We start from the raw sequence: 13,011 nt of genomic DNA on the forward strand, positions 1-13,011 counted from the left end.
TATTTTTAACTTGTAGGAAATCAGTCAAAAAACACATCGCCATGCTTCGTAATACTGTGTTCTCTCTTTTTCTGTTTTCTTTTTCAATAGTTTTTTCCCAATCCCAGATAAAGAAGGTTTGGGGTAGGGTATCAGATGGAGTATCACCCATATCCAATGTCAATATTTCCGTGAAGGATACCGACACGGGTGTGCAGTCCAATACGGATGGAACCTATGAAATTTATGTGGATGAAGGACAGACTTTGGTATATAGTTATGTGGGTATGCGGACCATTGAAATTATTGTGGAAGACATCACCTCGGTCTTAAACGTGACGATGTATCCCAATATTGAGCAATTGGATGAAGTGGTGGTGACCAAGAAAAAAAAGAAAACCCAAAAAGAGCTGTTGTATGAGTATGAGTCCAACAAAAACCTGATCAAAACCGGATTCGGTATTTTGGATAAAGATAGGGTTGGGTATTCTTTACGAATTTTTGATGGGGATGAGCTCAACCCGGCAGCCATTGATTTTGTTAGGGCACTTCAAGGAAGACTTCCAGGGGTGATTATAGAACCATCACCAGATGACCCAAATACCCCAGTGATGTATCTTAATACCATGAAGAAGCTTTTGGGCCAAAGCGCCATTTATGAAGTGGACGGTATGATATATAGAACGGCACCAACTTTTGTTCTTCCCAATAATATCAAACGGGTGGCAGTGATTGGCAGTTTGGCGGGAGCTTCCAAGTATGGAACGGGATCGGCAGGTGGAGTCATAGTAATCAACACGAAAACGGGCAATTACGCTACAAGAGAGCCGGGAACGAACAAACCCTATGATTTGGCCCGCCGTCGTGATAATTACTTTGAAAAAGGAAGTGCCGTGGCCATTTCCAAGATGGCTGCTCCAAAGTATATGGAGGAGGTGTCTGTCGCTGCCAGTAAAACAGAAGCTGTTGCCCTGTATCAAGAGATGGAGAAAAAGTATCAATCTTCTCCTTTTTTCTATCTGGATATGTTTTGCTTTTTTGGTGAAAAGAGGAAAGACGATGGGATGCAAAAAAACATTGGGGAAGAAATTGAAAACAAGTTCGCCACCGATCCTACAGTACTCAAGGCATTGGCATATCTGTTGGAACAGCAGCAGCAATACGAATGGGCCAGTGACCTATATAAACAGATTTTCGCCATGAGGCCCCATTATGCCCAATCCTATTCAGACCTGGCAAGGAGCTATGAAAATATGGGCGCGGTGGAAAGTGCAATGGTCCTGTATGCACGCTATTTTGATTTAGTGGAGAAATCGCTTTTGGATTCCTCCAAAACCTTCACACCTATCATTAAAAGAGATGTCAATAGCCTGTTTGCCCGGCAAGGCTCCCTGATGGGGAGTACCAGCGTTGTCCAAACAGAAGTTGAGGATTTTGATGGTGTCCGGTTGTTGCTTGAATGGAACAACAGCGAGGCAGAATTTGAGCTTCAGTTGGTTAACCCGGAGAATCAATATTATTTATGGGAGCATACGATGTTTTCCAATGCAGAGCGTATTCAAGAAGAAAAAACTAGCGGATTTTCATCGGAAGATTACCTGTTCTACAAACCCATTCAAGGCAATTGGACGGTAAATGTGAAATATTTGGGAAACAAAAGCTTGACGCCTTCATATCTCAAGGCCACCACCTTCTATGATTTTGGCACCAAAAACCAGCGTAAAGAGATCAAAGTTTTTAAACTTACCGCCAAGAATATCAACCAAGCTCTTTTCCAAATCAAGAATGGTAGCTCCATAACAACATTTTAAAAATGGGAAAGTTTTTATCCATATTCATTATCACGTTTGGGTTGCTTTTGGGAACCCATGTACAGGCGCAAAACCCTGAGAATATTACAATCTGCTGGGATGCGTCCCTATCCATGCAGAATAGGGACTTGGATAAGGATTTTTATTTTTTGGACACCTACTTTAAAACAGTACAGAACGCCAAGGTTACTGTTCTGACCTTTAGTGATCAAGTTTTGTCAAAGGACGACTTTACGGTTTCAGCGGGAAGTTGGACTGATATCAAGGAAAAACTAAAAGGATTTTCCTATGATGGTGCTACTTCCTATGCCTCCTTGGGGAATTATGTGACTGGTGGCACCGTGTTTTTGTTCACAGATGGAAAACAGAATCTAGGAACAAGCACCCCGAATTTTGGAGGAAAATTGTTCATTGTTAATAGCAGTAAGAGTTTTGATAGGGGAAGCCTTAATTTATTATCCATTGTCAATAATGGCGATGTGGTGAATTTTATGGAAAAGAAATCTATGGATGATTCCATTGATGATATTGAGGAATACTCTGGAACCATTTTAAGCGGTACTGCTGGTTTGTCCAATGCCGAAGTCTATATCCAAGGTAATGAAGAGGGAAAAGTAAAATCGGACGAGAAAGGAGGTTTTAGAATTGATGGGAAGCCAGGGGATACCCTTATCGCGGTGTATGGAAACAAAATGGAAAAACAGGTTTTAGGTGATCTCAAGACCATGAATTTTTCATTGGGCGATGGAGGTGTGCAGCTACAGGAAGTGGTGGTCAGTGAAAGAAAAGCAGAACCCGAAGAAAAGATAAACACGGCTTATGGGGAAGAGAACAAGGATGCCGTGGGTTATGCCGTTCAATCCATTACTGAAGACGATATTCCCGATGCCGCATCCACGGTAAATATGGCCGTACAAGGAAAATTTTCTGGTGTCAATCTGGGCATCAATGAAGATTTAAGTCAGGTTAAAATGCGTCCTCGGAACACCATTTTGGGAAACGTTTATGGTCTGATTGTGGTTGATGGAGTTCCTCTGAGACAATCCGGGTCACACAGTGGAGTGGTGTACAGTACAGATTTTGTAAATCCGGAAAACATAGCGGATATAACGGTTTTAAAAGGTTTGGCTGCTACCAATAAATATGGAAGCTTGGGAGCCAATGGGGTATTGTTGATTACCACAAAAACAGCAACTTATGCCAAACAAACTGGTGAAAAGAAAGACTTGGCCCGTTTGACGGATAACATCTACGAAGAAAAAATCAAGGTGAATACCAAAACCTTGGTCACTCCATATTTAAAGGAACTAAAAGGGGGCAAAAACATCCGGGAAGCGTATGATATCTATCTTGCCCAAAGGGCAAAATATCAAAATGAGTCATCGTATTTTTTGGATGTCTCCAATTTCTTTTATGGTACCAGTCCAGAAATTGCCTTGCGTATTTTATCCAATGTGTTGGAGAATGAGGATACCGATTATGGTACTTTGAGAAGCCTATACCTACGGTCCATGGAAATTAAAAATCATGATATGGCCCTTTTGGCGGCCAATCGAATGTTCGAAGTATTTCCCAACAAAATCCAGTCGTATATGGATGTGGCTATGGCACAGGAACAGTTGGGGAACTATCAAGAAGCACTCAATATGTACAATGGGATGCTAACGGGCGATGCCAACCCGCAATTGAATTTTAGGGGAATGGAAAAGGTGGTGGGGACAGAGGTTCGAAACTTGGTGAACACACATAGAGCGCAATTGGATATTTCAAAAGTCAACCCAAAATACCACAACAACCTTACCTATAATGCCCGATTGGTCTTGGATTGGAACCAACCTGACGCAGAATTTTCCGTACAGTTCGTAAATCCGCAGAAACGATTTTTCACTTGGGAACATACTGAAGTAGGAGATCGAAAAAGAATCTTGGATGAACTGGAAAATGGAAATTCCACCGAACAATTTGAAATTGTAGGTTCCGACACCAAGGGAGAATGGATTTTGAACGTCACTTATGACGGGAACAGAACCCCTGCCAATACATCGGCAACTTTTCTAAAATGTACTGTGGAGTACAACTTTGGAAAACCCAATCAAAGAAAAGAGGAGTTTCTAGTTCGTTTACAAGAAGTAGGGGAAGAGGTCCAATTGGCCAAATTTTCTGTGGATTAAATTATACCTGAAGCACTCCCATATTGAATTTTTTCTCAATGGGGGCATGGTTGGCGGCATCAATCCCCATGCTGATCCACTTTCTCGTATCCAAGGGATCTATAATGGCATCCGTCCATAACCGTGCCGCAGCATAATAGGGGGATATTTGGTCGTCATACCGCTGTTTGATTTTATCGAACAATTCTTTTTCTTTTTCGGCATCCAAAGGTTGTCCGCTTTTTTCAAGGGATGCCTTTTCAATCTGTAACAGCACCTTTGCGGCTGAGTTTCCGCTCATCACGGCGAGTTCGGCACTGGGCCAGGCCACGATCAATCTAGGGTCATAGGCCTTGCCGCACATGGCATAGTTTCCTGCCCCGTAACTATTCCCTATGATTATGGTAAATTTGGGTACCACGGAATTGCTCACTGCGTTCACCATTTTGGCACCATCCTTAATGATGCCCCCGTGCTCGCTCTTGCTGCCTACCATGAATCCGGTCACGTCCTGTAGGAACACCAAGGGAATCTTCTTTTGGTTGCAGTTGGCAATAAAACGAGTGGCCTTATCTGCAGAATCCGAATAAATGACTCCACCAAAGCGCATTTCACCTTTTTTGGTCTTGACCACTTTCCGTTGGTTGGCCACAATCCCCACGGCCCAACCATCAATTCGCGCATAGCCGGTCAAAATAGTTTTACCATAACCCTCTTTGTACTGTTCAAACTCGGAGTTGTCCACCAATCGTTTTATAATTTCAAGCATATCGTATTGATCACTCCGGGAACTAGGTAGGATACCGTAAATATCTTCTTGGTTTTCCGTTGGGTCTTTTGCTTCAATCCGATTAAAACCAGCTTTGTCAAAATCACCGATCTTGCCTACGATACTTTTTATTTTATCAAGCGCATCCTTATCGTCCTTGGCCTTGTAATCCGTGACTCCACTGATTTCCGAGTGGGTGGTGGCCCCACCTAGGGTTTCGTTATCAATGCTTTCACCTATGGCCGCTTTCACCAGATAGCTTCCAGCCAAGAAAATACTTCCTGTTTTATCAACAATAAGGGCTTCATCGCTCATAATGGGCAAATAGGCTCCACCCGCCACACAACTACCCATAACGGCGGCAATCTGGGTAATACCCATACTGCTCATGATGGCATTGTTCCTGAAAATTCGGCCAAAATGTTCCTTGTCCGGGAAAATCTCATCCTGCATGGGAAGGTATACCCCGGCACTGTCCACCAAATAGATAATGGGCAGTTTATTTTCCATGGAAATTTCTTGGGCCCTGAGATTCTTCTTCCCGGTAATGGGGAACCAAGCACCGGCTTTTACCGTGGCGTCATTGGCCACTACCACACATTGCTTTCCTTGGATATACCCTATTTTCACCACCACCCCGGCAGACGGACATCCGCCATGTTCCTCGTACATGCCATCTCCTGCAAACGCACCAATTTCAACAGCCTTGGAATTGGGATCCAACAAATAAGCAATACGCTCACGGGCGGTCATTTTACCTTTTTCGTGATGTTTCTCGATGCGTTTCTTTCCCCCGCCCAGTTTAACCTCGGCAAGTCGCTTTCGCAGTTGGGAAAGCAAGAGTTTATTGTGGTCTTCGTTTTTATTGAAGTTGATATCCATGTACCGTCAATTTCTTCTTATTGGCTAAAGATAAGGAGTTATAATCATTACTTTTGATTCCATATGGAAACTAAGATACGATGGGGCATCGTGGGCCCGGGAAAAATTGCACGGAAGTTTATTTCGGATTTACAATTGGTGGAAGATGCAGAGGTTACGGCAGTTGCTTCCCGTTCATTGGGGAAAGCACAGGATTTTGCCGCAGAATATGCCATTGAAAATGTGTTTGGAAGTTATGAAGAGATGTTTGCCTCGGACACGGTAGATGTGGTTTATATTGCCACACCACATCGGTTTCATAAGGCATTGACCTTGCAAGCTCTGGAGTCTGGAAAACATGTACTTTGCGAAAAACCTTTGGGGATCAGCAAAGCTGAAGTGCAGGAAATGGTGGATGCAGCCCAACGGAACAAGGTCTTTCTTATGGAGGCACTTTGGTCCCGGTTTAATCCCTCGATTCAAAAAACAAAGGAATTGGTGGATGATGGGGAGATAGGGGATTTGACCCATATCAATGCAGATTTTGGGTTTTATGCTTTGGACAGGGATGAGGAATCAAGGGTTTTGAATCCTGATTTAGCTTCTGGGTCGTTATTGGATATTGGGATCTATCCTATCTTTTTGGCCTACCTATTTTTAGGGAAGCCCAATGAAGTTCTTGCTGTATCGAACTTCCACAGTAATGGAACGGAATTACAGACCTCAATGATTTTCCAATATCCCAAGGCGCAAGCCGTGCTTTACAGCGGATTTACCAGCAGGACCCGTACCGAAGCGGAACTATCAGGAAGCCAAGGGGAAATTTTCCTTCCTTCGAGATGGCACGAGGCCGATGCCTATACCTTGCTGAAGGATGGTGTTTCCGAGACTTTTGAACACCCGTTAAAAGGAATAGGATTTTACTACGAGATTTTGGAAGTTCATCAATGTTTAAGGGCGAAGAAAATGGAAAGTGATCTTTGGTCACATCAAAATAGTTTGGATGTAGCTGAATTACTGGACACTGTGCGTGAAAAATGCGGGATTCGGTTCCCTTTTGAGGGATAATCGACATATAACCATTTTGGAATAGTCCATTTTTTACGATATTTGACCTTCTACAGAACAATATATATGGGAATGAACAAAAATACTGTGCTCGCTTGGGCCACTTGGATTATGATTTTTGTGGGAGTCGGAATGATAGCGCTTGGCGCTTTCAAGTACGATGAAGTGGCCGGATACGGTTTTGGAGCAGTGGGCATTGGTTTTTTTGCCGTAGCTTGGGTTTTCAATGCACTCAAGGGACGGGTATAAAGTTCTCTTTTCTTAATTTTTAAACACAGCCAAATGTCAGACGATAAAAAGGTCATTTTTTCAATGTCCGGGGTTACCAAGACCTTTAAAACGGCCAATACCCCAGTACTTAAAAATATTTATCTAAGCTTCTTCTATGGGGCCAAGATTGGGATTTTGGGTCTCAATGGTTCCGGTAAATCCACCTTGCTCAAGATCATTGCAGGAGTGGATAAGAACTATCAAGGCGATGTGGTGTTTTCTCCAGGATATACGGTGGGATACTTGGAACAGGAGCCCCAATTGGATGAAGAAAAGACCGTCCTTGAAATTGTCAAGGAAGGGGCTGCCGAGACCGTTGCCATTTTGGACGAATACAATAAGATCAACGATATGTTCGGTCTACCCGAAGTATACGAAGATGCGGATAAGATGCAAAAGTTGATGGATCGCCAAGCGGTACTCCAAGATCAAATCGATGCCTCGAACGCATGGGAATTGGACACCAAATTGGAGATTGCCATGGATGCGCTGCGTACGCCGGAATCGGACAAAAAAATAGGCGTTCTTTCCGGTGGGGAACGAAGACGTGTGGCCCTATGTAGGTTACTGCTCCAAGAACCCGATGTGCTTTTGTTGGATGAGCCTACCAACCACTTGGATGCAGAGTCCGTACACTGGTTGGAACATCATTTGGCACAATACAAGGGAACGGTGATTGCTGTAACGCACGACCGTTATTTCTTGGATAATGTGGCGGGCTGGATTTTGGAACTCGATAGGGGGGAAGGTATTCCTTGGAAAGGAAATTACTCTGGATGGTTGGATCAAAAAGCCAAGCGTTTGGCCCAAGAAAGCAAGCAGGCCTCCAAAAGACAAAAGACATTGGAGCGGGAGTTGGATTGGGTTCGTCAAGGAGCCAAAGGACGACAGACCAAGCAAAAAGCCCGTCTTAACAACTACGATAAACTTCTTAGCCAAGATCAAAAACAGCTGGAAGAGAAACTGGAAATCTACATCCCCAACGGACCCCGATTGGGTACCAATGTCATAGAGTCCAAAGGGGTAAGCAAAGCGTACGGGGATAAATTGTTGTATGAAGACCTAAACTTCAATCTGCCCCAAGCAGGGATTGTGGGAATTATTGGTCCCAACGGTGCTGGTAAAACCACTATTTTTAGAATGATCATGGGAGAGGAAACCCCTGACAAAGGTGAATTCATTGTCGGGGATACCGCCAAGTTGGCCTATGTGGACCAAAGTCATTCCAACATTGACCCGGAAAAGAGTATTTGGGAAAATTTCAGTGATGGACAAGAATTGGTCATGATGGGAGGGAAGCAAGTGAATTCCCGGGCTTATTTAAGTCGATTTAACTTCTCTGGTAGTGAGCAGAATAAGAAAGTGAACATGCTTTCCGGTGGAGAGCGTAACCGACTTCATTTGGCCATGACCTTAAAAGAGGAGGGTAACGTTTTACTTTTGGATGAGCCTACCAACGATTTGGATGTGAATACCTTAAGGGCTTTGGAAGAAGGTCTCGAAAATTTTGCTGGTTGTGCTGTTATCATTTCCCACGACAGATGGTTCTTGGATAGGATTTGTACCCATATTTTGGCGTTTGAAGGGGATTCACAGGTATATTTCTTTGAGGGATCTTTCTCAGATTATGAGGAGAACAAAAAGAAACGCTTGGGAACGGATATCATGCCCAAGCGTATCAAATACAAGAAACTTATTAGGTAAAACGGGAGTACTATTCCTCTCCGCCAATATTTTTCAGTCCTTCCTCAAGAAGTTTTCTGGCCTTTTCCAGATACATTTTTTGGTGATATTCCAAACTATTCGGGTCACTGTTGTTTCCATCGGGAGAGTTTCCAATGGTTTTGGAAAGTTCCACAAGTTGGTCAATGGCCTGTTGGGCCGAATTGAGTTTTTCGCTGGAGTGTTTCTCAAATACCTTGATCATCTCCATTTCCATAGCATTCTCGGGAGCTTCAGCATCAGCATGGGCCTGATGTTCCATAGTGGTGGTTGCATTATCGGCTATGGTCACCGTGGAGGAAGCCCCTAAGGTACATTCATCCAAAATAGTGATCAATTCATTGATTTGTGCCAAGGCCTTTTTGGTAAAGAACCTGCCAGCTTCCCAATCAACGGGTTCAATGGCTTTGTCCAATGTCTCTAGGGCGTCCAAGGTTTTGTTCTCAGCCTTGGCGCAGTCACATTCTTCCCTAAAAGCTTTGGATTTTTCAAGAGCGGTCAGCGCCCTTTCGGCATAGTACATTTGGTGTTCAAAATTGGTGGCCGACATTCCTTTTTTGCAATGGTTCAGCGCATAGGTCACCTTTGAATAAAAATTGTCACATTGGGAGAAAGCAGCTTGGAATGCACAGAAAAATGCAATAGCTACTAAAACATGGGATTTGGGAGCCATGATAAAGTATTTTTTGATTTGGTTAAGTCTGTTATCTTAACGACAATGTTACGGAAATATTTTATTCCATCAAAAATCGTCGTTTGGATACCAATCCAATTGAACCACTTTAATGTCTGGATTTCCTTTGTTCACAAGCTCTTTAAATTTTTTAACATCACTTACATCGGGTCGACCTCTATAGTGGTAAGGATAGACTTCCTTGGGTTGAAATTCCAAAACAGCATCCGCGGCACTTTCCTCGGTCATGGTATAGGGAAGGTTCATGCATACAAAGGCTTTGTCAATGCTTTTTAGTGCTCGCATTTCAGGGATGTCCTCGGTGTCCCCGGAAAAATAGAGACGCTCCCCACCTATAGTCAGGACATACCCATTTCCACGCCCTTTGGCATGAAAACTCAAAGCTTCTTCTCGTAAGTTGTACATGGGAATGGCTTCAACCTCTATTCCTGAATAGGTTTTTGTATCACCATTGTTCATGATATCCAAGGTCAAGGTAGACTCGCTCGGAATTTGATCCGCAACAGCTTGGGGAGCAATCAGTATAGTGTTCTCTGTTGCAATTTCTTGTAGGGTTTCCAAGTTAAAATGGTCGCCATGAATATCAGTCACGAAAATAATATCAGGGCTATTTTGACCTTCAAAGGCGGATTTTCCTCCTACAGGGTCTATATATAAGGTAACATCGTTCCATTCCAAAACCGTTGTGGCATGCTCAATAGGGATTATCGAAACTTCTGAAGAGACATCAACCACTTTAGCTTCTACAGCGGTCTCCTCTGTTTCTTTATCTGGGTTGTTTTTTGATTTACAACTGGAAATCAGTACTATCCCTAAACACAAAATGGTGATTTTTCTCTTCATGATGATTTTTTTGAAGTTCCTTTAAAATTAAGGTATATGGATGTTAACGTCGATTTTTTTTAAGATTATTTTATTTGAAATGATCCAAACAACAATCTGAAGCGTATATAAACCAAACACGATTGATTAAAAACCTTAAACGAGAATCAATTAACACAAAAAGTTATGACAGAAGCAAAAAATAACAACGGATTGAAGGTAATTGCTGGTTTGTTGGGTGTAGTTCTTTTGGGAACCATTATTTACACCGTTAGCCTTTACCAAGATAAAAAGGAGACCACTCAAGCTCTTACCCAAGAAAAAGAGTTGGTTGTAGAAGATTTGAACAACTTAAAATCTGAGTACGACAAGGCTATCCTTGAAAGCAACGCCACAAATGAGGAGTTGGTTGCCGCAAGGGACAATATTGCAAAGTACATCGATTCTGTACAGGGTATGAAAGCTGATATCGCTTCCCTTTCAAGATACAGAAGACAAGTGAGCGTTCTAAAGGCTGAAAGAGAAAAACTATTGAAGCAAGTAGATTCCTTGACACAGTCCAACAGCTTGTTGGCCATGCAGCGTGACAGTACGTTCACTGAATTGGAAAAGCAAACTGTTTTCAACGATTCCTTGATTGTACAGAACACCCAATTGGCCGATGCGGTTGAAAGAGGTTCTGCACTTAATCTTTCCGTTATCAGCGTAGATGCTGTGAAGGAAAGAACCAGCGGTAAATTGGTATCTACTTCAAGAGCTAGAGCTACCGATAAACTTAAAGTATGTTTTACAGTAGCCAGTAACACCATTGCCGAGGCTGGTGACAGGGAGTTCTTTATTGAAGTATTGGGCCCTCAAGGAAACGTTCTTGGAGAAGGATTGACCAAAGCTACTGAGGAAGGTGCTTCCATTACATATAGCAAAGGAACCAATTTCTATTATGAAAACAGCTCTTTGGATGTATGTGATTACGTAAACAAGCCTGCAGGTGACTACCAAAAAGGGAACTACATGGTTAATGTTTATGACAGCAAGTTGAAATTGTTGGGTACTTCCAAATTTGAGTTGAAATAATACACACACTATCCATAAACCATAAAAGGCCCGTCCAAATTGGACGGGCCTTTTGTTTTTTAAGAAGGTCACAACTATTTTAAGCTGCCTACCATGTCTTCCGGTTTTACCCAAGCATCGTATTCTTCTGGGGTAACATAGCCAAGATTGACGGCTTCCTCTCGTAAGGTAGTACCATTTTTATGGGCCGTATTGGCAATTTCCGCGGCTTTATAATAGCCAATTTTGGTATTCAACGCAGTAACCAACATTAAAGAATTGTTCAGTAGGGTCTTGATGACTTGATGGTTGGGCTCAATACCCACAGCACAGTTTTCCTCGAAACTTACACAGGCATCACCCAATAATTGGGCCGACTGCAGAATGTTTGCGGCCATCATGGGCTTAAATACATTCAGTTCATAATGTCCTTGTGTGCCCCCAACGCTTATGGCCACATCGTTGCCCATTACCTGTGCGCACACCATGGTCAGTGCCTCGCATTGTGTAGGGTTTACTTTCCCGGGCATAATGGAGCTTCCAGGTTCATTGGCAGGGATAATGATTTCCCCAATCCCGGAACGGGGGCCTGAGGCCATCATCCGGATATCATTGGCAATTTTATTGAGTGATACCGCCAATTGCTTTAGGGCACCGTGGCTTTCCACAATGGCATCATGAGCCGCCAAAGCTTCAAATTTATTTTCGGCAGTTATGAATGGAAGTCCTGTAAAATCCGCAATATATTTGGCAACCAACACATCATAGCCTTTTGGTGTATTAAGTCCGGTACCTACCGCTGTTCCACCCAAGGCAAGTTCGCTCAAATGGGGTAATGTGTTTTTCAAGGCCTTTAGTCCGTGCTCCAATTGTGATACATATCCGGAGAACTCTTGTCCTAAGGTCAGGGGAGTGGCATCCATTAAATGGGTACGTCCAATTTTTACGACTTCCTTGAACTCTTTTGATTTTTTCTCCAAGGTATTTTTGAGCTGTTCCACACCGGGAATGGTAACCTCTACAATCTTTTTGTAGGCGGCAATGTGCATTCCTGTGGGGAAGGTGTCATTGGAGGACTGGCTTTTGTTCACATCGTCATTGGGCTGAATGGTCTTTTCGCCCTCTCCAATTTTTTTTCCTGCAATTTCGTGCGCCCTGTTCGCAACCACTTCATTGACATTCATGTTGCTTTGGGTCCCCGATCCTGTTTGCCAGATCACCAAAGGAAATTGATCATCGTGTTTTCCGGCAAGGATTTCGTCACAGACTTGGGAAATCAAATCTCTTTTTTCGACAGCTAGGACACCAAGCTCATGATTGGCATATGCCGCCGCTTTTTTCAAGTAGGCAAAGCCGTATACCACATCCAAGGGCATGGAAGCGGAAGGACCAATCTTAAAATTGTTTCGGGAGCGTTCGGTTTGTGCACCCCAATATTTATCAGAAGGCACTTTTACCTCCCCCATGGTATCTTTTTCAATTCTAAAGCTCATTTCTTAAAATTTTGAGTTACAAAGGTAATTGTTAACAGAATTATATGGTAGTGCTTGTTGTCAAATACACTTTTTTGATTTCAGATTTGTTTTTTTTAAAAAGAAGAAAGTATCTTTGTTATACAAAAGGAAAGAATAATGTTCGAATTTGACCAATATCTAGGATTTTTAGCTTTTTTGACAATTTTGACCATCGGTTTTTGGTTGATGATTTTCTTATTGACCTTTGTGGTCCCTTATTGGTTGGTCGGCAACCTTAGGGAAATGATGAAAGAAAAACGCGAGGCCAAAAAAGCCCAGCTCGAAGAATAAAAAAAGA

General features: G+C 42.8%; 11 protein-coding genes. 7 read left to right on the plus strand and 4 right to left on the minus strand.

Features of this window, described 5'->3' with window-relative positions; translation table 11 throughout:
• Positions 1–41: 41 nt before the first annotated feature.
• Positions 42–1,790, plus strand: a complete 1,749-nt coding sequence (locus tag F8C76_RS03470) for a DUF2135 domain-containing protein (protein ID WP_152130476.1) — start codon at positions 42–44, stop codon at positions 1,788–1,790.
• 2 nt (positions 1,791–1,792) lie between these two features.
• A complete protein-coding gene (locus tag F8C76_RS03475) occupies positions 1,793–3,961 on the plus strand; it encodes a DUF2135 domain-containing protein (RefSeq protein ID WP_152130477.1) in 2,169 nt (722 codons plus the stop codon).
• A 1-nt stretch (position 3,962) separates the two neighbouring features.
• On the opposite strand, the gene F8C76_RS03480 is transcribed toward F8C76_RS03475, so the two are convergent.
• Positions 3,963–5,591, minus strand: coding sequence for an acyl-CoA carboxylase subunit beta (locus F8C76_RS03480; protein WP_152130478.1), 1,629 nt, complete (start codon positions 5,589–5,591; stop codon positions 3,963–3,965).
• Positions 5,592–5,654: 63 nt separating this feature from the next.
• Between F8C76_RS03480 and F8C76_RS03485 the strand changes: the two genes are divergently transcribed.
• From F8C76_RS03485 to ettA, 3 genes are all read left to right on the plus strand, one after another.
• Positions 5,655–6,638 carry a Gfo/Idh/MocA family protein gene (locus F8C76_RS03485; RefSeq protein WP_152130479.1) on the plus strand — a complete coding sequence of 328 codons (984 nt, stop codon included), beginning with the start codon at positions 5,655–5,657 and terminating at the stop codon, positions 6,636–6,638.
• A 72-nt stretch (positions 6,639–6,710) separates the two neighbouring features.
• Positions 6,711–6,887, plus strand: coding sequence for a CAL67264 family membrane protein (locus F8C76_RS03490; RefSeq protein ID WP_236640936.1), 177 nt, complete (start codon positions 6,711–6,713; stop codon positions 6,885–6,887).
• Between the two features lie 33 nt (positions 6,888–6,920).
• Positions 6,921–8,612, plus strand: coding sequence for an energy-dependent translational throttle protein EttA (gene ettA / locus F8C76_RS03495; protein WP_152130480.1), 1,692 nt, complete (start codon positions 6,921–6,923; stop codon positions 8,610–8,612).
• A gap of 10 nt (positions 8,613–8,622) precedes the next feature.
• Here ettA and F8C76_RS03500 read toward each other — a convergent pair whose 3' ends face one another.
• Both F8C76_RS03500 and F8C76_RS03505 read right to left on the minus strand, forming a co-directional pair.
• Positions 8,623–9,303 (minus strand): hypothetical protein, encoded by a 681-nt coding sequence (locus F8C76_RS03500; RefSeq protein WP_152130481.1) that lies wholly within the window; start codon positions 9,301–9,303, stop codon positions 8,623–8,625.
• A gap of 69 nt (positions 9,304–9,372) precedes the next feature.
• Positions 9,373–10,167: an MBL fold metallo-hydrolase gene (locus F8C76_RS03505; protein ID WP_152130482.1), complete on the minus strand. Its 795-nt coding sequence runs from the start codon at positions 10,165–10,167 to the stop codon at positions 9,373–9,375.
• A gap of 165 nt (positions 10,168–10,332) precedes the next feature.
• On the opposite strand from F8C76_RS03505, the gene F8C76_RS03510 reads away from it, so the two are divergent.
• Positions 10,333–11,220, plus strand: coding sequence for a DUF8428 domain-containing protein (locus F8C76_RS03510; RefSeq protein WP_129654378.1), 888 nt, complete (start codon positions 10,333–10,335; stop codon positions 11,218–11,220).
• 74 nt (positions 11,221–11,294) lie between these two features.
• Here F8C76_RS03510 and fumC read toward each other — a convergent pair whose 3' ends face one another.
• Positions 11,295–12,692, minus strand: a complete 1,398-nt coding sequence (gene fumC / locus F8C76_RS03515) for a class II fumarate hydratase (protein ID WP_129654377.1) — start codon at positions 12,690–12,692, stop codon at positions 11,295–11,297.
• Positions 12,693–12,830: 138 nt separating this feature from the next.
• On the opposite strand from fumC, the gene F8C76_RS18670 reads away from it, so the two are divergent.
• Entirely contained in the window at positions 12,831–13,004 is a 174-nt protein-coding gene (locus F8C76_RS18670) for a hypothetical protein (RefSeq protein ID WP_165357395.1), read from the plus strand.
• The last annotated feature ends 7 nt before the right edge of the window (positions 13,005–13,011 follow it).

The organism is Flagellimonas olearia (assembly GCF_009184425.1).
Lineage (GTDB): Bacteria > Bacteroidota > Bacteroidia > Flavobacteriales > Flavobacteriaceae > Flagellimonas > Flagellimonas olearia.

Coding starts and splice junctions, on each gene's coding strand:
- F8C76_RS03510 (WP_129654378.1), top strand. CDS start 10,333: ATGACAGAAGCAAAAAATAACAACGGATTGAAGGTAATTGCTGGTTTG.
- F8C76_RS03505 (WP_152130482.1), bottom strand. CDS start 10,167: ATGAAGAGAAAAATCACCATTTTGTGTTTAGGGATAGTACTGATTTCC.
- F8C76_RS03480 (WP_152130478.1), bottom strand. CDS start 5,591: ATGGATATCAACTTCAATAAAAACGAAGACCACAATAAACTCTTGCTT.
- F8C76_RS03500 (WP_152130481.1), bottom strand. CDS start 9,303: ATGGCTCCCAAATCCCATGTTTTAGTAGCTATTGCATTTTTCTGTGCA.
- fumC (WP_129654377.1), bottom strand. CDS start 12,692: ATGAGCTTTAGAATTGAAAAAGATACCATGGGGGAGGTAAAAGTGCCT.
- F8C76_RS03470 (WP_152130476.1), top strand. CDS start 42: ATGCTTCGTAATACTGTGTTCTCTCTTTTTCTGTTTTCTTTTTCAATA.
- F8C76_RS03490 (WP_236640936.1), top strand. CDS start 6,711: ATGAACAAAAATACTGTGCTCGCTTGGGCCACTTGGATTATGATTTTT.
- F8C76_RS03475 (WP_152130477.1), top strand. CDS start 1,793: ATGGGAAAGTTTTTATCCATATTCATTATCACGTTTGGGTTGCTTTTG.
- F8C76_RS03485 (WP_152130479.1), top strand. CDS start 5,655: ATGGAAACTAAGATACGATGGGGCATCGTGGGCCCGGGAAAAATTGCA.
- ettA (WP_152130480.1), top strand. CDS start 6,921: ATGTCAGACGATAAAAAGGTCATTTTTTCAATGTCCGGGGTTACCAAG.
- F8C76_RS18670 (WP_165357395.1), top strand. CDS start 12,831: ATGTTCGAATTTGACCAATATCTAGGATTTTTAGCTTTTTTGACAATT.